This is a genomic window from Streptomyces sp. NPDC051677 (genome assembly GCF_044453465.1).
GTDB lineage: Bacteria > Actinomycetota > Actinomycetes > Streptomycetales > Streptomycetaceae > Streptomyces.
Map to the genome: position 1 here is coordinate 149,465 of NZ_JBITCT010000015.1, position 24,622 is coordinate 174,086.

Annotated in this window: 20 protein-coding genes; 6 read left to right on the forward strand and 14 right to left on the reverse strand. The window is 73.4% G+C overall.

Features of this window, described 5'->3' with window-relative positions:
* Positions 1-141: 141 nt before the first annotated feature.
* Positions 142-1,263 (reverse strand): pyridoxal-phosphate-dependent aminotransferase family protein, encoded by a 1,122-nt coding sequence (locus tag ACIBAF_RS19915; RefSeq protein WP_399464521.1) that lies wholly within the window; start codon positions 1,261-1,263, stop codon positions 142-144.
* Positions 1,264-1,416: 153 nt separating this feature from the next.
* Here ACIBAF_RS19915 and ACIBAF_RS19920 point away from each other — a divergent pair, with 153 nt between their 5' ends.
* The 5 genes from ACIBAF_RS19920 to ACIBAF_RS19940 all read left to right on the forward strand — a co-directional run bounded on the left by ACIBAF_RS19920 (position 1,417) and on the right by ACIBAF_RS19940 (position 6,167).
* On the forward strand, positions 1,417-2,304 hold the full coding sequence (locus ACIBAF_RS19920; protein ID WP_399464522.1) for a transporter substrate-binding domain-containing protein: 888 nt from the start codon (positions 1,417-1,419) through the stop codon (positions 2,302-2,304).
* Between the two features lie 3 nt (positions 2,305-2,307).
* Entirely contained in the window at positions 2,308-3,141 is an 834-nt protein-coding gene (locus ACIBAF_RS19925; protein ID WP_399464523.1) for an amino acid ABC transporter permease, read from the forward strand.
* Positions 3,138-3,932 carry an amino acid ABC transporter ATP-binding protein gene (locus tag ACIBAF_RS19930; protein ID WP_399464524.1) on the forward strand — a complete coding sequence of 265 codons (795 nt, stop codon included), beginning with the start codon at positions 3,138-3,140 and terminating at the stop codon, positions 3,930-3,932. Before ACIBAF_RS19925 ends, ACIBAF_RS19930 begins: the two co-directional genes overlap by 4 nt.
* Before the next feature lie 18 nt (positions 3,933-3,950).
* Positions 3,951-5,048: an amidohydrolase family protein gene (locus ACIBAF_RS19935; RefSeq protein ID WP_399464525.1), complete on the forward strand. Its 1,098-nt coding sequence runs from the start codon at positions 3,951-3,953 to the stop codon at positions 5,046-5,048.
* Between the two features lie 159 nt (positions 5,049-5,207).
* A complete protein-coding gene (locus tag ACIBAF_RS19940; protein WP_399464526.1) occupies positions 5,208-6,167 on the forward strand; it encodes an SCO1860 family LAETG-anchored protein in 960 nt (319 codons plus the stop codon).
* 55 nt (positions 6,168-6,222) lie between these two features.
* Here ACIBAF_RS19940 and cobC read toward each other — a convergent pair whose 3' ends face one another.
* From cobC to cobM, 6 genes are read right to left on the reverse strand one after another with little or no spacing between them, the layout of a single operon-like run.
* Positions 6,223-7,284 carry an Rv2231c family pyridoxal phosphate-dependent protein CobC gene (gene cobC / locus ACIBAF_RS19945; protein ID WP_399464527.1) on the reverse strand — a complete coding sequence of 354 codons (1,062 nt, stop codon included), beginning with the start codon at positions 7,282-7,284 and terminating at the stop codon, positions 6,223-6,225.
* On the reverse strand, positions 7,274-8,212 hold the full coding sequence (locus ACIBAF_RS19950; protein WP_399464528.1) for a sirohydrochlorin chelatase: 939 nt from the start codon (positions 8,210-8,212) through the stop codon (positions 7,274-7,276). The genes cobC and ACIBAF_RS19950 overlap by 11 nt, the downstream gene beginning before the upstream one ends.
* Entirely contained in the window at positions 8,209-8,880 is a 672-nt protein-coding gene (locus ACIBAF_RS19955) for a precorrin-8X methylmutase (RefSeq protein WP_399464529.1), read from the reverse strand. The genes ACIBAF_RS19950 and ACIBAF_RS19955 overlap by 4 nt, the downstream gene beginning before the upstream one ends.
* Positions 8,877-10,595 (reverse strand): precorrin-3B C(17)-methyltransferase, encoded by a 1,719-nt coding sequence (cobJ, locus tag ACIBAF_RS19960; protein ID WP_399464530.1) that lies wholly within the window; start codon positions 10,593-10,595, stop codon positions 8,877-8,879. Before cobJ ends, ACIBAF_RS19955 begins: the two co-directional genes overlap by 4 nt.
* Positions 10,592-11,851, reverse strand: coding sequence for a precorrin-6y C5,15-methyltransferase (decarboxylating) subunit CbiE (gene cbiE / locus ACIBAF_RS19965; RefSeq protein WP_399464592.1), 1,260 nt, complete (start codon positions 11,849-11,851; stop codon positions 10,592-10,594). The genes cobJ and cbiE overlap by 4 nt, the downstream gene beginning before the upstream one ends.
* Before the next feature lie 14 nt (positions 11,852-11,865).
* Positions 11,866-12,684 carry a precorrin-4 C(11)-methyltransferase gene (gene cobM / locus ACIBAF_RS19970; RefSeq protein ID WP_399464531.1) on the reverse strand — a complete coding sequence of 273 codons (819 nt, stop codon included), beginning with the start codon at positions 12,682-12,684 and terminating at the stop codon, positions 11,866-11,868.
* Positions 12,685-12,784: 100 nt separating this feature from the next.
* On the opposite strand from cobM, the gene ACIBAF_RS19975 reads away from it, so the two are divergent.
* A complete protein-coding gene (locus tag ACIBAF_RS19975) occupies positions 12,785-13,513 on the forward strand; it encodes a ZIP family metal transporter (RefSeq protein WP_399464532.1) in 729 nt (242 codons plus the stop codon).
* Between the two features lie 23 nt (positions 13,514-13,536).
* On the opposite strand, the gene cobI is transcribed toward ACIBAF_RS19975, so the two are convergent.
* From cobI to ACIBAF_RS20010, 7 genes are all read right to left on the reverse strand, one after another.
* Positions 13,537-14,268 (reverse strand): precorrin-2 C(20)-methyltransferase, encoded by a 732-nt coding sequence (gene cobI, locus ACIBAF_RS19980; protein ID WP_399464533.1) that lies wholly within the window; start codon positions 14,266-14,268, stop codon positions 13,537-13,539.
* Complete coding sequence (locus tag ACIBAF_RS19985; protein ID WP_399464534.1) at positions 14,265-15,644, reverse strand: cobyrinate a,c-diamide synthase; 1,380 nt, start codon at positions 15,642-15,644, stop codon at positions 14,265-14,267. The genes cobI and ACIBAF_RS19985 overlap by 4 nt, the downstream gene beginning before the upstream one ends.
* Positions 15,638-16,237, reverse strand: coding sequence for a cob(I)yrinic acid a,c-diamide adenosyltransferase (gene cobO / locus ACIBAF_RS19990; protein ID WP_399464535.1), 600 nt, complete (start codon positions 16,235-16,237; stop codon positions 15,638-15,640). The genes ACIBAF_RS19985 and cobO overlap by 7 nt, the downstream gene beginning before the upstream one ends.
* Positions 16,237-18,237 (reverse strand): putative cobaltochelatase, encoded by a 2,001-nt coding sequence (locus ACIBAF_RS19995; protein WP_399464536.1) that lies wholly within the window; start codon positions 18,235-18,237, stop codon positions 16,237-16,239. Before ACIBAF_RS19995 ends, cobO begins: the two co-directional genes overlap by 1 nt.
* A 169-nt stretch (positions 18,238-18,406) precedes the next feature.
* Positions 18,407-22,060 (reverse strand): cobaltochelatase subunit CobN, encoded by a 3,654-nt coding sequence (cobN, locus tag ACIBAF_RS20000; RefSeq protein ID WP_399464537.1) that lies wholly within the window; start codon positions 22,058-22,060, stop codon positions 18,407-18,409.
* Positions 22,057-23,625 carry a cobyric acid synthase gene (locus ACIBAF_RS20005; protein WP_399464538.1) on the reverse strand — a complete coding sequence of 523 codons (1,569 nt, stop codon included), beginning with the start codon at positions 23,623-23,625 and terminating at the stop codon, positions 22,057-22,059. The genes cobN and ACIBAF_RS20005 overlap by 4 nt, the downstream gene beginning before the upstream one ends.
* Positions 23,622-24,575: a cobalamin biosynthesis protein gene (locus ACIBAF_RS20010; RefSeq protein WP_399464539.1), complete on the reverse strand. Its 954-nt coding sequence runs from the start codon at positions 24,573-24,575 to the stop codon at positions 23,622-23,624. The genes ACIBAF_RS20005 and ACIBAF_RS20010 overlap by 4 nt, the downstream gene beginning before the upstream one ends.
* Positions 24,576-24,622 lie beyond the last annotated feature (47 nt).

The following is a 24,622-nucleotide window of genomic DNA, read 5'->3' on the forward strand; positions in this document are numbered from 1 at the left end:
TCGTCGTCGAGCCACCGTTGCCCGTCCTCGTCGCCCGTCCTGGCGCGCGGCGCGCCGGTCGGCCCGCCGGTCGTCGGTCACGGCGGTGAGCGGCGTCGGTCACCGCGAGGCGGCAGTTCCTCCCCGTGACCCACCCGCCCCCTACCGCCAGGCCTCCGTCGCCGCTCGCAGTGCCCCCGGCAGATCCACGTCCAGTCCCTTCTCGGCCAGCGCGGCGCCCAGTGCCGTCAGGCATCCCCGCACCACGTCCACGGTCGCGTCGCTCCCGTAGTGGTTGACCCGGATCATCTCTTTGGCCAGGGCGCCGCCGCCCGCGGCCAGGGGCAGCGTCGGGTCGCTCTCCAGGGCCCGGGTCACCAGCTCCGACGCCACCACGCCCGACGGGGCCCGCAGCGTCGTGGCGACCGGGGCCGCCTCCGTCGCGTCGTACACGTACGGTTCGAGGCCGCCGCCCAGGGCCGCCGCGCCCGCGCGGGTGGCCGACGCGGCGCAGGCGTGGCGGGCCGTCACCGTCGCCAGGCCCTCCGTCTCGATCCGTTCGACGCAGGCCTCCAGGGCCAGCATCTCCAGCTGTGCCGGGGCGTGCAGCAGACTCTTGCGGCCGCCGTCGATCCAGCGCTGCTTCCAGTCCAGCAGGGACAGGTAGGAGCGGCGCGGAGCCTTCGGGTTCGCGGACATCCGGGCCCACGCCCGCTCGCTCACCGACACCGCCGACACGCCCGCCGGGCCGCCCATCGCCTTCTGCGCGCCGATCACGCACAGGTCCACGCCCCACGCGTCCGGCAGCACCGGCTCCGCGCCGATCGAGGCGACCGCGTCCAGGTAGAACAGCGCGCCGTGCTCCCGTACCGCCTCGCCGATCTCCGCGACCGGGTTGGTGTTGCCGGTGGCCGCCTCGGCGTGCACCAGGGAGACGAAGTCGATCTCCGGGTGCTCGGCGAACGCCTCCCGGATCTGCGCGGCCGTCACCGCCGTGTGGAACGGCACCGCCAGGTCGATCACGGTCGCGCCGCAGTCCCGCAGCCAGTCGCCGAAGGTCTGCCCGTACGGGCCCGTGATCACGTTGAGGGCCGTGGTGCCCGGACCGGCCGTGGCGCGGATCGCGCCCTCCAGCGGCAGCAGCGCCTCGCCCTGCATGATCACGACGTCCTGCCGGGTGTCCAGCAGCCGCGCCACCCGGTCCTCGATCGAGGTGAAGTGGGCGGCGCTCAGCGGGGCGAGATCCAGGAACGGGTGGGTCACGGGGGTGCTCTCTTCACTCACGGGGTAGAGGTGACGAGGGTAACCGGCACCCGACTGGCCCTCCCCACTGCTGAGTTCTTAGGTCGGGCGGCCCTGTAACCATCGGTTTGATTTGAGGCACCCAAACTTCTCCTTATAATCGGAACCCATAGTTCTCTTACAGGAAGGCCCGCCGTGATCACCCTCCCCCGGCGCCGGATCCGCCTCCAGGCCGCCGTCACCGCGACGGCCGGGCTGATGCTCGTAGCTGCCTGCACCTCCACCGACGACGGTGGCAGCGGCTCCAAGACCGCCGCCGGCGGGGTCGAGCTCGTCAAGGCGGGCCAGCTCACCACCTGCACCCACCTGCCCTACCCGCCCTTCCAGTCGGAGATCGACGGCAAGGTGCAGGGCTTCGACGTGTCCCTGATCGACCTGGTCGCCAAGGACCTGGGCGTGCAGCAGAAGATCGTCGACACGCCGTTCGAGAACTTCAAGACCGGCGCCTTCCTGAACTCCGGCCAGTGCGACCTGGCCGCGGCCGGCATGACCATCACCGAGGAGCGCAAGAAGAACGTCGACTTCTCCGACCCGTACTTCGACGCCACCCAGGCCGTCCTGGTCGACAAGGGCGCGGGCGTCACCTCGCTCGCCGACGTCAAGTCCAAGGGCCTCAAGCTCGGCGCGCAGGCGCAGACCACCGGTGAGGCCTACGCCCAGAAGCAGGGCTTCGACCCGGTCTCCTTCGAGTCCTCCGACGCCGTCCTCAACGGTCTGCGCACCGGCCAGGTGAAGGCCGTCATCATCGACTACCCGGTCGTCCAGGGCTGGCTGAAGGACAAGGCCAACGCCGACGCCTTCAAGGTCGTCGACAACCTCAACACCGGTGAGCAGTACGGCTTCACGGTGAAGAAGGGCAACGCCAAGCTGCTGGCCGCCGTCGACAAGGCGCTGGCGGACGCGAAGGCCGACGGGACCTACAAGAAGCTGTACGAGCAGTGGATCGGCCCGTACGACGCGTCGGCCGCGTCCCCCGCCGCTTCGACCTCCCCTTCGGCCTCCGCTTCGGCCTCGGCCTCCTGACCCATGGCTGATACGGACGCACGACTCCAGCCGAGGAAAAAGGGCCTGACCCGGCGTCAGAAGCGCAGCCTGTCGCGTGGCGTGCAGTACGTGGTGTTCGTCGCGGCGGTGATCGTCTTCGCGGTCCTGGCCGACTGGGGCCGGCTGAAGAACCAGTTCGCCCAGTGGGACATCGCCAAGGAGATGTTCCCCGACGTCATCACGCTCGCGCTGAAGAACACCGTGCTGTACACGCTGTCCGGGTTCGCGCTCGGGCTGGTGCTCGGTCTCGTCATCGCGCTGATGCGGTTGTCGTCGGTCGGCCCGTACCGATGGGTCGCCGGCGTCTACATCGAGATCTTCCGAGGGCTGCCCGCCCTGCTGATCTTCGTCTTCATCGGCGTGGCCGTGCCGCTGGCCTTCCCCGGCACGGAGATCATCGGCGGCACCTACGGCAAGGCGGCCCTGGCGCTCGGCCTGGTGGGAGCCGCGTACATGGCGGAGACCTTCCGCGCGGGCATCCAGGCGGTGCCCAAGGGACAGATGGAGGCGGCCCGGTCGCTGGGCTTCTCGCCCGCGCGGGCCATGATCTCCATCATCATCCCGCAGGCGTTCCGCATCATCCTGCCGCCGCTCACCAACGAACTCGTGATCCTCTTCAAGGACTCCTCCCTGGTCCTGCTCCTCGGGGTGACCCTGGAGGAACGCGAGCTGTCCAAGTTCGGCCGTGACCTCGCCAGCGAGAAGGCCAACTCCACGCCGATCCTCGTCGCCGGCCTCTGCTACCTGCTGGTGACCATCCCGCTCGGCTTCGTCGTGCGCCGTATGGAGGCGAAGGCCCAGGAGGCCGTGAAATGAGCCGACCCGAGATCGACGTACGCGGGCTGTACAAGTCCTTCGGCGACAACGAGGTGCTGCGCGGCATCGACCTGGAGATCGGCCAGGGCGAGGTCGTCTGCGTGATCGGCCCGTCCGGCTCGGGCAAGTCGACGCTGCTGCGCTGCGTGAACCTGCTGGAGGAGCCGACCAAGGGCCAGGTCTTCGTCGGCGGCGCCGAAGTCACCGACCCTGATGTCGACATCGACGCCGTACGCCGTCGTATCGGCATGGTCTTCCAGCAGTTCAACCTCTTCCCGCACCTGTCGGTGACCGAGAACCTCACGCTGCCGCAGCGCCGGGTGCTCCGGCGCGGCAAGGCGGAGGCGGCGAAGACAGCCGCCGAGAACCTGGAGCGGGTGGGCCTGTCGGAGAAGGCGACCGCCTACCCCGCCTCCCTCTCCGGCGGCCAGCAGCAGCGCGTCGCGATCGCCCGCGCCCTCGCCATGGGCCCCGAGGTGATGCTGTTCGACGAGCCGACGTCGGCGCTCGACCCGGAGCTCGTGGGGGACGTCCTCGCCGTCATGCGCATGCTCGCGAACGAGGGCATGACGATGATGGTGGTGACCCACGAGATGACCTTCGCCCGCGAGGTCGCCGACCGGGTCGTCTTCATGGACGGCGGCGTGATCGTCGAGGAGGGCGCGCCGGCCGACGTCATCGGCAACCCGAGCCACGAGCGCACCCGTCACTTCCTCTCCCGCCTCCTCGACCCCGCGATGGCGCAGGTGGAGGAGGAGACCTCGGACCAGGTGGGCGGCCTGGAGAAGTAGCTCACTAGGGTGCTGTACATGAGCGATCGCGCGGTGCTGCACGTGAAGGGCCGAGTCCTCGTCGGCCGGGACGAGGACCAGGTCCGGGACGAGGTGTGGGTGGTCGGCGGCCGGATCTCCTACGACCGTCCGGCCGGCGCCCGTGACGTCCGCACCGTCGAGGGCTGGGCGCTGCCCGGCCTCGTCGACGCGCACTGCCATGTGGGGCTGGGCCCGCACGGGCCGGTCGAGCCGGACGTCGCCGAGAAGCAGGCGCTGACCGACCGCGAGGCGGGCACCCTGCTGATCCGCGACGCCGGCTCGCCCTCCGACACCCGCTGGGTCGACGACCGCGAGGACCTCCCGAAGATCGTCCGGGCGGGCCGGCACATCGCTCGCACCCGCCGCTACATCCGCGGCTACGCCCACGAGATCGAGCCCGAGGACCTGGTCGCGTACGTCGCCCAGGAGGCCCGGCGCGGCGACGGCTGGGTCAAGCTGGTCGGCGACTGGATCGACCGTGAGGTGGGCGACCTGGCCCCCAGCTGGCCCCGGGACGCGGTCGAGGCGGCCATCGCCGAGGCCCATCGGCTGGGCGCGCGGGTCACGGCGCACTGCTTCGCCGAGAGCTCGCTGCGCGACCTGGTCGAGTCGGGCATCGACTGCATCGAGCACGCGACGGGTCTCACGCAGGAGCTGATCCCGCTGTTCGTGGAGCGCGGCGTGGCGATCGTCCCCACGCTCGTGAACATCGCCACGTTCCCGCAGCTCGCGTCCGGTGGCGAGGCCAAGTTCCCGCGCTGGTCGGCCCATCTGCGCGGGCTCCACGAACGCCGCTACGACACCGTCCGCGACGCCTACGACGCCGGCATCCCGGTCTTCGTCGGCACGGACGCGGGCGGCGCCCTGCCGCACGGTCTGGTGGCCGGGGAGGTCGCCGAACTGGTCACGGCGGGCATCCCGCCGATCCAGGCGCTCTCGGCGACGACCTGGGGCGCACGGGCGTGGCTCGGACGCCCCGGTCTTGACGAGGGCGCCCCCGCGGACCTCGTCGTCTACGACACGGACCCGCGCGCGGACGTACGGGTGCTGGCGGCGCCGCGCCGGGTGGTGCTGAACGGGACGGTGGTGAGCTGAGCGCGGCGCGGGGGATTGTGGAGAACGTGCGTGCCGATGGAATCGAAGACGTGCACGGAAAACTCACGTTGGAGTGAACTCGCGTCACCCTGCTGACCGTTCACCCTTCGTACGCAATTCTTGCGGGGTCCCGAAGCGTCTCTTCTGGGGGTCCCACCCTTGAACGGCAACACCTTCCGCATGCCCGCACGCGCCCGTCGCGTCGCCGCCGTCGCGGCGGCCACGGCCCTGGCCGCAGGTCCCGCGGCCCTGGCCGGTGCGGGCCCCGCCCACGCGAGGGGCGATCAGGGCCGGGCGAGCGCGTCCGTCCTGCGCACCGGCCTCGACGTGGCCCTGCTCGACAAGACCGTCGACGTTCCACTCGCCGTCTCCCTCAACGAGGTGCGGGCCCCGCAGAGCGCCGCGAAGACCGCCCTCACCGCCGAGTTGAACGGCGTGGACGGCGGAAAGCCCTTCAGCGTCCTGCGCGCGGACGTCGCCGAGGCCAAGGCGACGGTCGACGGCGCGAAGGCCGAGGCCTCCACCCGCCTCGCCCACGCCAGGCTGCACGTCCCCGGCCTCCCGCTGCTCTCCCTCATCGAGGTCGGCGCGGTCACCTCGAAGGCGACCTGTGAGAGGGGCAGGTCCCCGGTCGCCGCCGCCAACCTGCTGGGCTCGGTGACGGTCCTGGGCAAGAGGGTGTCGGTGAGCACGGGCGGCACGACGGACGTGAAGGCGCCGGGCGTGGGCGAAGTCCGCCTGGACCTGTCCAAGCGTGAGACGACCTCCCGTACGGCAGCCGCCACCGCCCTCGAACTCACCGTCTCCGTCAACCCGTTGAACCTCAACGTCGCCGAGGTCACCGGCACCCTGACCCTCGCCAAGGCCGCCTGCGAGACACCCGAAGCGGCGGAACAGGGGGAGGAACAGCAACAGCAACAGGGAGAGGGGCAGGGGCAGGACCGGTCCGCCGAGCCGAGTGCCACCCCGGCCGGTGACGTGAAGGCGCAGGGCGCGCCGGCCCAGGCGGACCTGGCGCAGACCGGGAGCAGCCCGGTGACCCCGTACCTCGCGGGCGGCGCCGTGGCGCTGCTGCTCACGGGCGGGGGAGCGGTGGCGCTGGCCCGCCGCCGCGGCTGACCGGACGGGTGCGGGGTACGGACAGGGACGTCCCCCAGGTGTCCGCGCCCCGCCCTCAGTCCCGGGTCAGTGCCAAGGCCTGGTCCAGTGCCTGGAGGAAACGGTTCACCGTCGCCCGGTCCCGTACCGCGAGACGCAGCCACTCCGCGTCCAGCCCCGGGAAGGTGTCCCCGCGCCGGACCGCGAACCCCAGGGTGCGCAGCCGCCCGCGGACGGCGGCGGCCCGGGGCAGTCGTACGAGGACGAACGGGCCCTCCGCAGGTCCCGCGACCTGTAGCCCGTCGGCGGTGAACTCCTCCAGGCCGGCGACGAGATGGGCCCGGTCGGCGGCGACCCGGTGGGCGGCGTGTGCGGCCTCCGCGAGTGCCTGGGCGCCCATGCACGCCTGCGCCGCTGCCAGCGCCGGCGTGGACACCGGCCACAGCGGCTGCGCCCGCTCCAGGTCGGCGATGGTCTCGGGGGCGGCCAGGACGTAGCCGATGCGGAGTCCGGCCAGCCCCCACGTCTTCGTCAGGCTGCGCAGCACCACCAGGCCGGGCACGTCCGTCCGGCCTGCGAGCGCCTCCCGCTCACCGGGCACCGCGTCCATGAACGCCTCGTCGACCACCAGCGTCCGTCCGGCCCGCGCCAGCCGGGCGATCGTCTCCGCCGGGTGCAGCACCGACGTCGGGTTCGTCGGGTTGCCGATCACCACCAGGTCGGCGTCCTCGGGGACGGCCGCCGGATTCAGCCGGAAGCCGTCCTGCGCCCGCAGCACCACCCGGTGCACGCGGTGCCCGGCGTCCCGCAACGCCGCCTCCGGCTCCGTGAACTGCGGGTGCACGACGACGGCGTGACGGACCTTCAGGGCCCGCGCGAGCAGGACGAACGCCTCCGCCGCGCCCGCCGTCAGCAGCACCCGTTCCACCGGCAGCCCGTGCCGGGCCGCGACCGCCGCCCGGGCGGCCCGCCCGTCCGGGTAGGCCGCGAGGCCCGTCAGGGACGCGGCGATGCGCTCTTGCAGCCAGCGCGGCGGCGTGTCCGCGCGGACGTTCACGGCGAGGTCGACGAGCGTCGAGCCGTCGTCGCGCACCTCCGCGTCCCCGTGGTGGCGCAGATCGTGCCCGTCAGTGTGCATGGGAGTGCGTGTGCCCTCCGTGCTGAGGGCGCCCGTGCCCGTCGTGGTGGTGATCGTCGTCGTCCGGGTGGAAGTGCGGCTGCTGCGGCAGCCCCACCTTGTCCTCGAACCCGGGCAGTGCGATCCGGTACACGCAGGAGTCGCAGTTCATCCGCAGATCGCCCTTGACGGCCTCCTCGTACCGCTCCATCACCAGGTCGAGCAGCTCCGGCTCGGGGCCGATGACGTCCGCCGAGCGCACGTCTGCCTCCGGGTGCGCGGCCGCCCAGCCCTCGGTCTGGTGCCGCACCCGGTCCGGCAGGATCCCGGTGAACAGGAAGTACGGCAGGACGACGATCCGCTGGGCGCCCAGCTTCAGGCACCGGTCGAGGCCGCTGGGCACGTCCGGCGCGGCCAGCGACACGAACGCCGTCTCCACGCCCGCGTACCCGCGGCCCTCCCACAGCAGCCGGGCCGCCTTGTACACCTCGGCGTTGGCGTCCGGGTCCGTCGAGCCGCGGCCGACCAGCAGCACGGTGACGTCGGCCAGGTCCTCGGGGGTGCGCCCCGTGGTGCCGAGCGCCTCGTCCAGTCGCCGCTCCAGCACGTTCAGCAGCGCCGGGTGCGGGCCCAGCGGACGCCCGTACGTGTAGGAGATCCCCGGGTGGCGCTCCTTCTCGCGGGACAGGGCCGCCGGGATGTCGCCCTTGGCGTGCCCGGCGGACACCAGCATCAGCGGCACGGCGGCGAACCGGCGTACGCCGCGCTCCACCAGTTCCGTGACCGCGTCGCCCAGCGGCGGCGGGGACAGCTCGATGAAGCCGCCCGCGACGGGCAGTTCGGGGTGGCGGCGCCCCAACTCCCGTACGAAGTCGCGGAACGCCTCGGCTCCGGCATCGTCCCGGGTGCCATGGCCGGCGATGAGCAGGGCGGGCGGCGGGGTGGTCACGATGTCTCCTCGGACTGCGGAACGGACGGTGAAACGGGTGGTGCCAGGGGTTGTGGAACGGACGGTGAAACGGGTGGTGAAAGGGGTGGTGAAACAGGGTGGTACAGCAGGGCGTTGAGCGCGGCGGAGGCGACCGCCGACCCGCCCTTCTCGGACACGTTGCTGACCGCGGGCAGCCCGCTCTCGCGGAGCGCGGCCTTGGACTCGACCGCGCCGACGAAGCCCACGGGCAGGCCGATGACGAGCACCGGCGAGGCGTCCAGGGTCAGCAGCTCCTCCAGCGCGGTCGGCGCGTTGCCGATCACCCAGAGGGCGCCCGGGCCGACCTGCTCGTACGCGAGCCGTATCGCGTGCGCCGACCGGGTCAGCCCCGGCGCGGACCCGGCGTCCCGGAGCCGGCAGACGGTGTCGCGGCGCGTGATCCCGGCCGCGACCATCTCCACGTCCACGACGACGGGCGCCCCGGCGTGCAGCGCGGCGTGCGCCGTCGCCAACTCGCCCTCGTCCATGACGAGATCGCTCGCGTAGTCGAGATCGGCGGCGGAGTGGATGACCCGCTCCACCACCGCCCGCGTCAGCGGCGGGAAGTGCGAGGTGTCCAGGCGGGCGCGCAGCCGCCGGTAGGACTCCTGCTCGATCGGGTGGACGGCACGGGCCGCGGGATTCACTGCGCCGCCTCCTGCTCCTGCGAGTTCTCCGGGCTCTCCTGCCAGCGGTAGCCGCGCGGCGTCACCATGCGCCCCGCGATGTCCCGGGTCGCCGTGTTGCCCACGGTCACGACCGTCATCATGTCGACCCACGCCGGGTCGAGCTCCGCGAGCGTCGTCAGGCGGCTGCTGCCGTCCGGCCGTGACGCGTTGCGGACGACGCCCACCGGCGTCGTCGGCTCCCGGTGCTCGGCGAGGATCGACAGCGCCTTGGGCAGCTGCCAGTCGCGGCCCCGGGAACGGGGGTTGTAGAAGGTGACGACGATGTCCGCCTCGGCCGCCGCCCGCACCCGCCGCTCGATGACCTCCCACGGTGTGTGCAGGTCGGACAGGCTGATCGACACATGGTCGTGGCCGAGCGGCGCACCGAGGATCGCTCCGGCCGCGAGCGCGGCGGTCACGCCGGGCACCCCGACCACGTCGATGTCGTCGGACGCCTCGGCGAGCGCGGGGGAGGCCATGGCGTACACGCCCGCGTCCCCGCTGCCGATCAGCGCGACGGCCTGCCCGCGCCGGGCCTCGGCGACGGCCGTGCGGGCCCGCTCCTCCTCGGCCCCGAGCCCCGACGCGAGGATCCGGGTGCCGGGCCGCAGCAGGTCGCGGATCTGGTCGACGTACTGGTCGAGCCCGACGAGCACCGCGGCCCGCCGCAGCTCCGCTTTCGCGCGCGGGGTGAGCAGGTCCCGCGCGCCGGGCCCGAGCCCCACCACCGCGAGCCGCCCGCGTCCGGGCCGCCGTACGACGGCGCAGGTCGCCATCGCGGGCTGCCCGTCCGCACGCTCCGACTTCCGCTTGGGCACGAGGAGTTCACCCCCGCCGACGAGCGCGGCCGCCTCCGCGACGGAGGGCGTGCCGACGGCGGCGAGCGGCGCGCCGGAGGGGTTCGGCACCTCGACGGCGGCCAACTCCTCGGCGGAGTACGTCACCACGGGCGCCCCGAGCCGCGCGGCGGCCTCGACGATGCCGGGTTCCTCGCGCTTGGCGTCCACCGTGGCGAGCGCGGCGACGCTGCGAGGGGACAGTCCGGCGTCCCGCAACGCGCCCTCGACCAGAGCGAGCACCTCCTCGGCCGGCGCGCCCTTGGAGGCGCCGACGCCGACGACGAGGGACGGCGGACGCAGCAGCACCTCGCCGTCGGCGGGTTCGATCGCACGGTCCGTCAGCCGGACGGTGCGCGTGCCCCGCCCGGCGAACGGCAGCGGCGGCAGCGGCCACGCTGCCTCGGCGTCCAGCGCGACCGGCTCCCCGTCGAGCAGGGCCCGCGTCACGCCCGCCACATCGCCTTCCACGGGCAGGCCGAGGGTGTCCAGACCGGGGATGCCGACGGCGTCCGTGGCCGTGGTCACCACCGGCTCGGCGCCCAGCAACTCACCCACCTCGCGGGCGAGTTCGTTGGCGCCGCCGCCGTGCCCGCCGACCAGCGACACGGCGAACCGCCCGGCCTCGTCCACGCACACCACACCCGGGTCGGACGCCTTGTCGCCGAGCAGCGGCGCGACGAGCCGGACGACGGCCCCCGTCGCCAGGAAGCACACGAGCTGCTCGCACTCCGCGAACGCCCGCCGTACGGCGTCCCCGACGGGTCCGTCGTACGCGCGCGTGCGCTCCGGCCACGCCGCGGCCAGCCGGTCGCGTGCCGCCGCCCCCGCCGCGGTGGCGGAAATGAGGCCGATCACAGAGCAACTCCTTCTCGATCAAGGGGTGTTGAGCTGGCGGGGGTTCGAGCCCCCCACAGCAGGAAGACGGGGTTGGTCGCCGCGAGCCGGGTGACGTCCCCCGGCAGCGGCGCCAGTCGCGAGGACTGCAGCAGCACCCCGTCGACGTCGAACCCGGCGTCCGTCAGCGCGGTCCGCACCGCCGGCACCCGGTCCAGGGCGGCCATCGCGACGACCACGGTCCGCCGGGCCCGCCGCGCGCACACGCCGACGATGTCCGGCAGCTCGCGCCCGCCGCCGCCGACGAACACGGCGTCGGGGGCGTCGAGTTCGGCCAGCGCATCGGGCGCGCTGCCGTGCACGACCTGCACGTCGACGCCGTGCGCACCGGCGTTGGCGCGGATGCGTGCCACCCCGTCCGCCGCCTTCTCGACCGCGCTGACGGCGGCTCCGAGCCGCGCGCACTCCACGGCCACGGACCCCGACCCGGAGCCCACGTCCCAGACCAGGTCGCCGGGGCGCGGACCGAGCCGGGCCAGGGCCAGCGCCCGCACCTCGAACTTGGTGATCATCGAGTCGCGGTGGGCGAAGTCGCCCTCGGCCAGCGCCCATCCCACCGGACGCCCGCCGCCCGCGAGCGTCCGCACGGGACCGAGCACCCGGGTCTCGTCCAGGCACAGGACGACGCTCACCGCCGTCCCCCAGTCCCGCCGCGCGGCCTCGGCGGGGGAGACCCGCTCCACGCGCTCGTGCGCCGGGTCCCCGAGCGCGGAGGCGACGACGAGCACCCGGCCGGGCGCACTGCGCGCGAGCGCGGCGCCCAGCTCGGCGGGCCCGGCGCCGGGCCCGGTCAGGACGGCGACCTTCGGGTGCGCCCGGCAGACGTTGACGGCCGTCCGCGGATCCCGCCCGTGCGCGCTGACGACGACGGCGTCGTCCCAGGTCAGCCCGAGCCGGGCGAAGGCGGCGGCGACGGAGGAGACACCGGGCCGCACGTCCAGCCGGGCCGGCCCGAACCGCTCCGCCAGCGCCCGCACGATCCCGAAGAACCCGGGGTCGCCGGAGGCCAGCACGACCACCCGCCGGTCCTTGCCGACGTACTCCTCGATGGCGTCCAGCGCCGGCGCGAGCGGTCCGAGGACGATCCGGTCGGCGGTCGCGGGCAGCGGGACGGCGTCGAGGTGGCGCCGCCCGCCGACGACGAGCTCGGCGCCGGACACCGCGTCGGAAGGAACCGGCGCCCCCGTCCCCGTCCCCGTCCCGACCACCGTGATCAGGCGACTTGAGGGGCTCATGTGCTGGCGCCCCGCTCGCGCAGGGCCCGGCGGGCCTTGGGGTCGGCCTTGCGGTAACCGTGGAAGTGACCCGGGTGGTACAGATGCGAGCGGGTGCCGTGCGCGTCGAGGGCCGGGCCGACCAGGAACAGGGTGTGCTTCCAGAGCTTGTGCTCCTTGACCGTCGCCTCCAGCGTCTCGATCGTGCACTTCACGACCAGCTCCTCCGGCCAGGTCGCCTGGTAGGCGATGACGACCGGGGTGCCCGTCGGATATCCGCCCTCCAGCAGCTCCCGCACCAGCTGCCCGCTGCGGGCCGCCGACAGGAAGATCGCCATCGTCGTGCCGTGCTTGGCGAACTCGCGCACCTCCTCGCCGGGCGGCATCGGCGTCTTGCCGCCGCCGAGGCGGGTCAGCACCACGGACTGCGCGACCTCGGGGATCGTCAGCTCGCGCCGGGCGAGCGCGGCGACGGCGGAGAAGGACGAGACGCCGGGCACGATCTCGGTGTCGACGCCGATCTCGTCGCACCGGTCGAGCTGCTCCTGCGTACCGCCCCACAGGGCGGGATCGCCGGAGTGGATGCGGGCCACGCGCAGACCCTCGGCCCGGGCCCGCTCGTACACGGCGACCACGTCCTCCAGGGACATCGTCGCCGAGTCGAGGATCTCCGCACCCTCGCGCGCATGCTCGAGAACCTCCGCCTGGACCAGGCTCGCGGCCCAGATCACGACGTCGGCCTCGGCGATGGCGCGCGCGGCACGGAACGTCAGCAGATCGGCGGCGCCGGGGCCGGCACCGACGAAGGTCACCTTGCCGGTGGGGGCATCGGCCATGGGTTCGATTCCTCTCAAAGCGGGTCGTAACGGGGCGTGACGGAGGTCAGGGCAGTGGCCGGATGTGCGCGGCCGGGGGTTGATCGGATAGCAAGGGCGTATGGCGGTCTTCGTCGCGCTCGGCGCGTTCCTCATGACGCTGGCCGGCGGCTGGACGGCGCAACGCGTGACCGACCGCCGTCACCTGGTGCTGGGCCTGGCCGGCGGCCTGATGCTGGGCGTGGTCGGCCTGGACCTGCTGCCGGAGGCCCTGGAGGCGGCCGGCACGGAGGTCTTCGGCGTCCCCGCCGCGCTCCTGCTGTTCGTGGCGGGCTTCCTGCTGGCCCATCTGGTGGAACGCCTGCTCGCGGTGCGCCAGGCCGCGCACGGCGCCGAGGAGCACAACGGCAGGGCCCCCGAGGTCGGCCTGACGGCGGCCGCGGCGATGGTCGGCCACAGCGCCATGGACGGCGTGGCGATCGGCGCGGCCTTCCAGGTCGGCGGCGGCATGGGCGTCGCCGTGGCACTGGCGGTGATCGCCCACGACTTCGCGGACGGCTTCAACACGTACACGATCACGAGCCTGTACGGGAACGCCCGCCGCAGGGCCCAGTTCATGCTGTTCGCGGACGCGGCGGCGCCGGTGGCGGGCGCGGCCTCGACGTCCTTCGTCACCATCCCGGAGCAGCTGCTCGGCGGCTATCTCGGCTTCTTCGGCGGCGCGCTGCTCTACCTGGCGGCCGCCGAGATCCTCCCCGAGGCCCACCACGAACACCCCGCCCGCTCGACCGTGCTGTGCACGATCGCGGGCGCGGCCTTCATCTGGCTGGTGGTGGGCCTCGCGAGCTGACGCGGGGCCCGTCCCGGCGGGTCTCACAGCTTGCCGCCCCGGCCGCCCTCGCGTCGCGCGGGAGCGATCAGCGTCGACAGGTAGGGCAACGGCTCGCCGTCGAGTTCGGCGGCCGGCCGGATGGACTCCTCCGCCAGCCCGAGCGCCGACCCCCACACGGCGTCCCCGATCCGCCCGGTCTCCCTGAGCGCCTCGGCGACCTCGGCGGCCTGCCGCCCGAACTTGTACGCGACGACCGTCCCGGGCCCGGCCAGCGCGTCCTTCAGCACGGCGGAACCGGCGGTCACCGGCACCAGGGTCAGGGGTTCGGTGCCCTCGGTCAGCACCGCCCCCGACCGGGCGGCGAGATCCTGCATCGCGGTGATGCCCGGCACGGTCTCGACGCGGGTCCCCGGCACCAGCTCCACGACGGTCTGCGCGAGGTACGTGAAGGTGGAGTACACGTTGGGATCGCCGATGGTCGCGAAGGCGACGCTGCCGTGCTCCCGCAGCAGCGCGGCGACCCGCTCCCCGGCGGCGTCCCAGGCGGCCTCCCGCCGCGCCCGGTCGGTCCGCTCGTTCAACGCGAACACGACCCGTACGACCTTCTCCTCGGGCACGTAGTGCAGCACGGTGGCCTCGGCCCGGCCCCGCTCACCGCTGTCCATCACGGGCACGACGACGACATCGGCGGCCCGGAGCGCGTTGACGCCCTTGACGGTCACCAGCTCCGGATCCCCGGGACCCACCCCGACTCCGACCAGCTTGCTGCTCATGACGTCCGGCACCTCTCCACGAACCGACGGGCCACACCGGGCTCGGACGCCCAGTGCGTGTGCAGATAACTCGCGTGCACACCTTGTTGCACGAAGCCTTCGACGCGCCGCTCGGGGGTCCGCACACCCCACGCGGGGGCCGCCCCGGACCCCGGCTCCACGACCGTCCGATGAAACTCGTGCCCCCGCATCCGCGTCCCGGCCGGCGCCAGCACACTGTCGCTGACGGCGACGGCGTCCCGGTAGCCGAGGGTGAGCCGTTCGGACATCCGGGCGGTGGCGTCGAGCACGCCGCACATGGGCTGCCCGTCCAGCTCCCGGCACAGGTACAGCAGCCCGGCGCACTCGGCGGCGACCGGCGCGCCTCGCTCCGCGAGGGCGGCGACCTCCTTGCGCAGCGACTCGTTGGCGGACAGCTCGGCGGCGTACACCTCGGGAAACCCGCCCCCGATGACGACCCCGGCACTTCCCTCGGGGAGGGACTCGTCCCGCAGCGGATCGAACGTGACCACGTCCGCGCCGGCGGCGGCGAGCAGTTCGGTGTGCTCGGCATAGGAGAAGGTGAACGCGGCCCCACCGGCGACGGCGACCACGGGCGCCCGCTTCCTGACCAACCGAGACGGGGGGTCGTCGTTGGGCGAGACGGGGGTCCAGGGGGCGGAGCCCCCCGGGAGGGCGCCGGCAGTACGGGCGAGTGCCTCCAGCGCGCCCAGGTCGCATCCGTCGGAGACCTGCGCCGCCATCGCCCTGACGGAGTCGACCGCGGCAGCCTGCCGTTCGGCGACCGGAACCAGCCCGAGGTGCCGAGAAGGCGTGTCCACCTGCGGCGCCCGCCGCAAGGCGCCCAGCACCGGCGCCCCGGCCGACTCCAACGCCTCCCGCAGCAGCTCCTCGTGCCGGTCCGAGGCGACCTTGTTGAGGATCACGCCGCCGACCCGTACCTGCGGATCCCAGGAGGCGAACCCGTGCACCAGCGCCGCCACCGACCGGGACTGCGACGAGGCGTCCACCACCAGCACCACCGGCGCCCGCAGCAACTTCGCCACCTGGGCCGTGGACGCCAGTTCGCCCTCGCCCGCGGCCCCGTCGTACATCCCCATCACGCCCTCGACGATCGCCAGATCGCACCCGCGCGCACCATGGGCGAACAGCGGCCCGACCAACTCCGGCCCGCACAGATACGCGTCGAGGTTGCGCCCCACCCGCCCGGTGGCGAGCGAGTGGTACCCGGGGTCGATGTAGTCCGGCCCGACCTTGTGCGCGGACACGGCGAGCCCCCGCGCGGCGAACGCGGCCATCAGCCCCGTGGCAACGGTGGTCTTGCCGCTGCCCGAGGAGGGCGCGGCGATGACCAACCGGGGTACGGCACTCACCACTCGATGCCCTTCTGCCCCTTCTGCCCCGCGTCCATCGGGTGCTTGACCTTGGACATGTCGGTGACGAGATCGGCGAGGTCGACCAGCTTCTCGGGGGCGTTCCGCCCGGTGATCACGACATGCTGGGTCCCGGGCCGGTCGCGCAGCACGTCGATCACCTCATCGGTGTCGACCCACCCCCAGTGCATGGGGTACGCGAACTCGTCGAGCACGTACAGCCGGTACGTCTCGGCGGCGAGGTCCCGCTTGACCTGCTCCCAGCCCTCGCGGGCCTTCTCCTCGTTGTCCATCTGGGCATCCCGCTGAACCCAGGACCACCCCTCGCCCATCTTGTGCCAGTCGACGGTCCCGCCCTCACCGCTGGCGCCCAGCACCCGCAGCGCGTTCTCCTCGCCGACCTTCCACTTCGCGGACTTGACGAACTGGAACACCCCGATCGGCCACCCCTGGTTCCAGGCGCGCAACGCGAGCCCGAACGCGGCGGTCGACTTCCCCTTCCCGATCCCGGTGTGGACGACGACCAACGGACGGTTCCGACGCTGACGGGTCGTCAGCCCGTCGTCCGGCACGACACTCGGTTGCCCCTGCGGCATTACGCGGCCCTCCTCTGTACGTCCTTCACCAGCCCGGCGATGCTGTCCGCCCGCAGCTCGTCCAATGTCACCGCCGTACCGCCGAGTTCACCCGCGAGCTGCCCGGCCAGCCCCAGCCGCACCGGCCCGGACTCGCAGTCCACGACCACGGAGGCGACGCCCTCGGCCGCGAACAACCGAGCCGCCCGCCCGGCCAGCGCCACGGGCTCCGGCCCACCGGTGGCGCGACCGTCCGTCACGACGACGACCAGCGCGCGCCGCGCCGGATCCCGCAGCCGCTCCACCCGCAGCACGTCGTGCGCCTTGAGCAGCCCGGCGGCGAGCGGAGTCCGCCCACCCGTGGGCAGCGACTCCAGCCGTGCCGCAGCCGCGTCCACGGACGACGTGGGAGGCAACGCCACATCGGCGGCAGCCCCCCGGAACGTCACCAGCCCCACCTTGTCCCGCCGCTGGTAGGCGTCCAGCAGCAGCGACAGCACGGCGCCCTTCACCGCGCTCATCCGCTGCCGGGCTGCCATCGACCCCGAGGCGTCGACCACGAACAGCACGAGGTTGCCCTCACGCCCCTCCCGGGTCGCCTGCCGCAGATCGTCACGCCGGACCACGAGCCCCCGCCCGGAGCGCCCCCGCGCCCGCTGATGCGGCGCGGCGGCCTGCACGGTCGCCGCCAGGTGCAGCTTGGTCAGGGCCCCCTGAGGCCGCCGCGCGCCTGTCGTCCGCCCGTGCTCCGTCCGCGCCCGCGAACGCCGCCCGGCGGCGCCCTCGCCGATCCCGGGCACGCTCAGCACCTTCGCACGGAACGGCTCGGAGGAGCGGACGGCGGACTGCTCCGAAGCCCCCGACGCCTGCGGCTCACCGCCCTCCCCGGCCTCGGGCGGCGCACCGGAGCCGCCGTCGGCCTGCGGCCCCTCGGACGGCGGCTGTCCGCCGCCCCCACCGGGCCCGTCCGGATCGGGATCCTCGTCGCCGTCGCCGTCGCCCTCGCTCTCGCCGGAGAACTCCTCCAGCGTCTCGTCGAGCTTGTCCTCGTCGAGTCCGGGCGCGTCAAAGGGATTACGGCGACGGCGGTGCGGCAGCGCGAGCAGCGCCGCCTGTCGCACGTCCTCCGCGAGCACGTCCGTCCGCCCGGCCCAGGCGGCCAGCGCCGTGGCGGTCCGCGCCATGACGATGTCGGCCCGCATGCCGTCCACCTCGAAGGCCGCGCAGGTCGCCGCGATCTGCCGCAGCGCCCCGTCGCCCAGCCGCACCGACGGCAACAGCGCACGCGCCGCCACGATCCGGCCGCGTACGGCGGCCTCCTCGTCCGCCCACCGCGCGGCGAACCCCTGCGGATCGTCGTCGTAGGCGAGCCGCCGCCGTACGACCTCCACCCGCTGGTCGGGCTCGCGCGAGGCGGCCACCTCCACCGTCAGCCCGAACCGGTCGAGCAACTGCGGCCGCAGTTCGCCCTCTTCGGGGTTCATGGTCCCGACGAGCAGGAACTTCGAGGCGTGCCGTACGGAGACGCCCTCGCGCTCGACGTACGACGCGCCCATCGCCGCCGCGTCCAGCAGCAGGTCGACGAGGTGGTCGTGGAGGAGGTTGACCTCGTCGACGTAGAGGATGCCGCGGTGCGCGTCGGCGAGGAGCCCCGGCTCGAAGGCCTTGACGCCCTCCGCGAGCGCCCGCTCGATGTCCAGCGCGCCGACGAGCCGGTCCTCGGAGGCGCCCACCGGCAGCTCGACCATCCGCGCGGGCCGGGTGGCGAACGCCCCCGGCTCGTGCGGCCCGTCCGGGCAGGCGGGGTCGGGGGAGCCGGGGTCGCAGGAGAACCGGCAGCCGGAGACGACGTCCAGCTCGGGCATGAGCGCCGACAGGGCTCGTACGGCGGTGCTCTTCGCGGTGCCTTTCTCACCACGAACGAGGACGCCGCCAACCGCTGGGCTCACCGCGTTGAGGAGGAGCGCGAGCCGCAAGTCGTCCTGGCCGACGACGGCAGTGAACGGGAAGGGGGTGCTCACGCTGCGATCACTCCTTCGAGTGGCTCATGCGATGGCAGGGTGCCGCGAGCTGCGGACGCTGCCAGGCTGCTGCTCTGGTCCCCGCCGATGCGGGGGTGGTCCGAACGTCGACACTCGGGATCACGAGCTGGTCGACCGCTCCCCGCTGACGCGGGGGTTCCCAGGGAGATCACGCGTCTCCCTCCAGATCTCCCTCAAGCTTGAGGTAGGTCGTACGGAGCCGGTCCAGGGTCTCCTGGTCCGGCTCCGCCCACAGCCCGCGGTCCGCCGCTTCCAGCAGCCGCTCCGTGATGCCGCGCAAGGCCCAGGGGTTGGACTGCCGCATGAATTCCTGGTTCTCCGGCGAGAAGACGTACTCGGAGGCCAGCTTCTCGTACATCCAGTCGTCGACCACGCCCGCCGTGGCGTCGTAGCCGAAGAGGTAGTCGACGGTCGCCGCCATCTCGAAGGCCCCCTTGTAGCCGTGCCTCCTCATGGCGCTCATCCAGCGCGGGTTGACCACACGCGCGCGGAAGACGCGGTGGGTCTCCTCGCCGAGGGTGCGGGTTTTGATCTGGTCGGGTACGGCGGAGTCGCCGACGTACGCCTCGGGGCTCGCCCCGGTCAGATGGCGGACCATCGCGACCATGCCGCCGTGGTACTGGAAGTAGTCGTCCGCGTCCGCGATGTCATGTTCTCTCGTGTCGACGTTCTTCGCCGCCACTGAGATCCGCTTGAACGCGGTCTCCATGTCCCCGCGCGCCGCCCGCCCGTCGAGTCCGCGCCCGTAGGCGTAACCGCCCCAGACGGCGTACACCTCGGCGAGGTCCGCGTCGGAGCGCCAGTTGCGGGCGTCGATCAGCGGCAGCAGCCCCGCCCCGTACGCCCCCGGCTTGGAGCCGAAGACCCGGGCGCTCGCCCGCCGCCGGTCGCCGTGCTCGGCGGCGTCCTCGTCGACGTGGGCGCGCACGAAGTTGGACTCGGCGGGCTCCGCCAGCTCCGCCACCGCGCGCACCGCGTCGTCGATCAGCCCGACCACGTGCGGGAACGCGTCCCGGAAGAACCCGGAGATACGGACGGTCACGTCGATGCGCGGCCGGCCCAGCTCCTCCAGCGGGACCACCTCGAACCCGGTCACGCGGCGCGAGGCGTCGTCCCACACCGGGCGGCAGCCCAGCAGCGCCAGGATCTCGGCGATGTCGTCGCCCTGGGTGCGCATCGCGGACGTGCCCCAGACCGTCAGACCGACGGACTTCGGGTAGGCGCCGGTGTCCTGGAGGTAGCGCTGCACGAGCGAGTCGGCGAGGGCCTGCCCGACCTCCCAACTCAGCCGGGACGGAATGGCCTTGGGGTCGACCGAGTAGAAGTTGCGGCCGGTCGGCAGGACGTTGACCAGTCCGCGCGTCGGCGAACCGGACGGACCGGCGGGGACGTAACCGCCGTCAAGTGCCTTGAGGATGTGGCCGATCTCGTCGGTGGTCTTCTCCAGCCGGGGCACGACCTCGGTGCACGCGAACTCCAACACCGCGACGGCGTCCGGGAGTTCGGTGCCCAGCACCGCACGCACCAGGGCGTGGCTCTCGGCGACCGCCCACCCGCGCTCCTCCATGCCCTCCGCGACCCGCCGGCACAGCTGCTCCAGCAGGTCGATGGCGTCGGCGGCCGACCGCGACGGGCCCTCGACCAGGTCCGTCAGCTCGACCGGCGCCTTCACGGGCGCCCCCGGCTCGGCCAGCAACTCCTTCTCGCTGAGCCCGAAATGGGCCGCGAACGACGCCCTCAGACCCGGCAGCGCGTTCGCCTGCCCGCCCCACACCTGCGAGGCGCGCAGCACGGCGAGCACGAGGTTGACCCGCGCCTCGCCGACCGGCCCGCCGCCGAGGATGTGCAGGCCGTCGCGGATCTGCACGTCCTTGATCTCGCACAGATAGCCGTCGATGTGCATGACGAACTCGTCGAACGCGTCGTCGTCCGGCTGGTCGTCGACGTGCAGGTCGTGGTGCAGCTCGGCCGCCTTCACCAGCGTCCAGATCTGCGCCCGCACCGCCGGGGCCTTCGTCGGGTCCAGGTCGGAGACGAGCGCGTACTCGTCGAGGAGTTGCTCCAGCTTGGCCAGGTCGCCGTAGGTGTCGGCGCGGGCCATCGGCGGGACGAGATGGTCGACGACGGTGGCGTGCCCGCGCCGCTTGGCCTGGGTGCCCTCGCCGGGGTCGTTGACGATGAACGGGTAGACGAGCGGCAGATCGCCGAGGACGGCGTCCGGCGCACAGCCCCCGCTGAGCCCGAGCCCCTTGCCCGGCAGCCACTCCATCGTGCCGTGCTTGCCCATGTGCACGATCGCGTCGGCGCCGAACGAGTTCTCCAGCCACCTGTACGCGGCCATGTAGTGGTGGGAGGGCGGCATGTCGGGGTCGTGGTAGATCGCGATCGGGTTCTCCCCGAAGCCGCGCGGCGGCTGGATCATCACGACGACGTTCCCGAACTGCAGGGAGGCGAGCACCACGTCGTCGCCGTCGACGTACAGCGAGCCCGGCGGCTCGCCCCACGCCTGAAGCATCGCGTCCCTGAGCTTCGCATCGAGCTTGTCGAACCAGGCCCGGTAGTCGGCCAGCGGCACCCGCGCGGGCGCGGCGGCCAGCTGCTCCTCGGTGAGCCATTCGACGTCGTGGCCCCCGGCGTTGATGAGCCGATGGATCAACTCGTCCCCGTTGTCGGGGTGTTCGGTGACGCCGTACCCGGCGTCCCGCAGCGCGTCCAGCACCTTCACCGCCGAGGCGGGGGTGTCCAGGCCGACCGCGTTGCCGACCCGGGAGTGCTTCGTCGGGTAGGCGGTGAAGACCAGCGCGAGCTTCTTGTCGGCGTTCGCCTTGTGCCTCAACCGCGCGTGCCGTACGGCGATTCCGGCGACGCGTCCGGCCCGCTCGGGGTCGGCGACGTACACCGGGACGTCGTCCGGGCCCTGCTCCTTGAAGGAGAAGGGGACGGTGATGATCCGCCCGTCGAACTCCGGGATGGCGACCTGCATCGCCGCGTCCATGGGGGAGAGGGCGGCGTCGGACTCGTCCCACGCGCTCTTCGACGACGTCAGGCAGAGCCCTTGCAGGACCGGCACGTCGAGGTCGGCGAGCGCCCCGATGTCCCAGGCCTCCTCGTCCCCGCCCGCGGAGGCCTGCGAGGCGTGCGTGCCGCCGGCCGCGAGGACCGTGGCGACGAGCGTGTCGGCCCTCCCCAGGAGCTCGTACAGCCCGGCGTCCGCCCCGCGCAGCGAACCGCAGTACACGGGGAGGGCGTTGGCCCCGTGCGCCTCGATCGCGTCGCACAGGGTGTCCACGAACGCGGTGTTGCCGCTCAGCTCGTGGGCCCGGTAGAAGAGCACGCCGACGGTCGGCCGGCCCTCGACGAACGCCCGCTCGCCGTGGACGCCGTACTCGGGCGTCTTCTGCGGCTCGACGAACCCCTCGCCGGTCAGCAGCACGGTGTCGGAGAGGAACCGGGCGAGCTCGGCGAGGTTGGCGGGCCCGCCCTCGACGAGGTACTTGAGCGCCTCGGCCACCACACCGGCCGGTACGGACGACTCGGCCATCAGCTCGGCGTCCGGCACGGTCTCGCCGCCCAGCAGCACGGTCGGCACACCGGACGCCTTCAGCGCGGCGAGCCCGTCCTCCCAGGCCCGCTTCCCGCCGAGCAGCCGGACGACGGCGAGGTCGGCGCCGGCCAGCAGACCGGGCAGCTCCTGCGCCACGTCCACCCGGGTCGGGTTGCCGATCCGGTAGTCGGCGCCGGAAGCGGCCCGGGCCGCCAGCAGATCGGTGTCGGCGGTCGACAACAACAACACTGTGCTCATGCGGGCGCTCCCGGTGGAATGAAAGGCAGTCCTTGCGGCGCGCCCGACTCGATGAGCCGCCAGAGCGCGTCGGTGTCCGCGTGCTGTTCGATCAGGTCGCCGAGCCGGTCGAGCTGCTCCTCGCGCAGCCCGGCGAACGAGGTGTCGGCGGCGGGCACGAAACGCCGGCCCGCGGCGGCCGCCACCTCGCGCAGGAACGCCCGCCGGAACCCGTCCGACTCCAGCGAGCCGTGCCAGTGCGTGCCCCAGGTCTGGCCGACCCGGCAGCCGTCCAAGCGGTGTCCTGCGCCATCGGAGATGAACGCCTCACCGCCCGTGACCTCGGCGACCCCGTGATGGATCTCGTACCCCTCGACGGGCTCGCCGAGGGCTTCCCCGACGGGCCGGGTGAGGGTCTTCTCGCGGGCGAACCGCACCCGCACCGGCAGGACGCCGAGCCCGTCGACCTGTCCGCGCCGGCTCTCGACGTCGTCCTCGATGCGCTCGCCCAGGATCTGGAAGCCCCCGCAGATGCCGAGGACGGGCCGCTGCTCGGCGGCCCGCCGCCGCAGGGCGTCGGCGAGGCCGCGCTCGCGCAGCCACTGAAGGGCGCGCACGGTCCCACGGGTCCCCGGGACGACGACCAGGTCCGCGTCGGCCAGTTCCTCGGGCCGGTCCACGAACCGCACGACGACGCCCGGTTCGGCGGCCAGCGCGTCCACGTCCGTGAAGTTCGACATCAGCGGGATCGCGCAGACGGCGACCCGCAGCACGTCCGCCCCGACGGGCGGGGCGGTGTTCGACTCCCGGACCGTCCCGCGCAACGAGACCCTCCCCCACTCTCGACTTCGCTTGAGCGGGGGGACCCCCATCCCGTCCTCCTCGTCGATCCCGAGCCCGTGCCGGAACGGCAGCACGCCGTACGTCCGCCGCCCGGTGAGCCCGTGCAGCATGTCGAGGCCCGGCTCCAGCAGCGAGACGTCCCCGCGGAACTTGTTGACGAGGAACCCGGAAACGAGCTTCTGGTCCTCGGGGGAGAGCAGCGCGACGGTCCCGAAGAAGGAGGCGAAGACCCCGCCCCGGTCGATGTCGCCGACGACGAGGACCGGGAGCCCGGCGTTCCGGGCGATCCCCATGTTCACGATGTCGGTCCGCCGAAGATTGATCTCGGCAGGAGAGCCGGCCCCCTCACAGATCACCGCGTCATACGTGCCCCGCAACTCGGCGAGACAGTCGAGAACGGTTCCCAGGAGTTTCTGCTGCCGCCCCCCGTGATAGCCACGCGCGCTGAGCTCCCCGACGGGCTTGCCGAGCAGCACGACCTGACTGCTCTGCTCGCCGCCGGGCTTGAGCAGCACGGGATTCATCAGCGCGGTCGGCTCGACCCGGCAGGCCTGCGCCTGCATGGCCTGCGCCCGCCCGATCTCGGCGCCCGCACGCGTCACGAACGAGTTGAGGGACATGTTCTGCGCCTTGAAGGGCGCGACCTTGACCCCCTGCCGCACCAGCCATCGGCAGATCCCGGCCGTGACGACGCTCTTGCCGGCGTCGGAGGTGGTGCCGGCGACGAGAAGTCCCCCGCTCATGTCGTCCGCCCCTTCGCTGTCGTGACGATGACGCGCGCGGCGACGGTGACGCCGAGCGCCAGCAGGCCGACACGGCGCGAGAGCCGCGCGGCGCGTTCGATGTCCTGGGCGACGACGGGCCGCCCGCCCGCCCCGTTCAGCACCGGCCGGTGCTCGACCCGGCCGCCGTACGACAGCGTCCCGCCCAGCCGCACCCCGAGCGCGCCCGCGAAGGAGGCCTCGACGGGCCCGGCGTTGGGGCTGGGATGCCGGTGGGCGTCCCCCCGCCAGGCCCGCACCGCGGCCCGCGGATCATCCCCCGCGACGGCGGCCAGGACGGCGGTCAGCCGCGCCCCCGGCCACCCGGCGAGATCGTCCAGCCGCGCGGAGGCCCACCCGAACCGCCGGTAGCGGGCCGACCTGTGCCCGACCATGGCGTCAAGGGTGTTGACGGCCCGAAACCCGAGCAGGCCCGGCGCCCCGGCGACGGCCCCCCACACGAGCGCCCCGACGACGGCGTCGGAGGTGTTCTCGGCGACGGACTCGACGACGGCCCGGGCTATCCCGTCCGCGTCCAGCGCCTGCGGATCCCGCCCGCACAGATGCGGCAGCCGTTCCCGGGCCGCTTCGACGTCCCCCGCTTCGAGGGCCCGTCCGATGGCGCGGGCCTCCCGGACGAGAGAGGCGCCGCCGACGACGGCCCAGGTGGCGGCGGCGGTGAGGCCGAGAGAAGCGGCCGGGGAGGGACGTACGGCCTTGCGGGCGACGGCTCCCAGGGCCACGGCCCCACCGGCGCACACGACGGTGTGGACGGCCCCCCAGCCGCGGTGGTCGCGCCAGAGCACCCGTTCCACGGCTGCGGCCGCCCGGCCGAACGCGGCGACCGGGTGCCCCCGGCGGGGATCGCCGAGGAGCAGGTCGCCGAGGAGGCCGGCGGCGGCGCCGTACGCGTGCACGCGATCGGCTTGCACGGGCTCAGCCGGCCGTGGGGTAGGGCAACGACCTGGTGCTGTGCCTC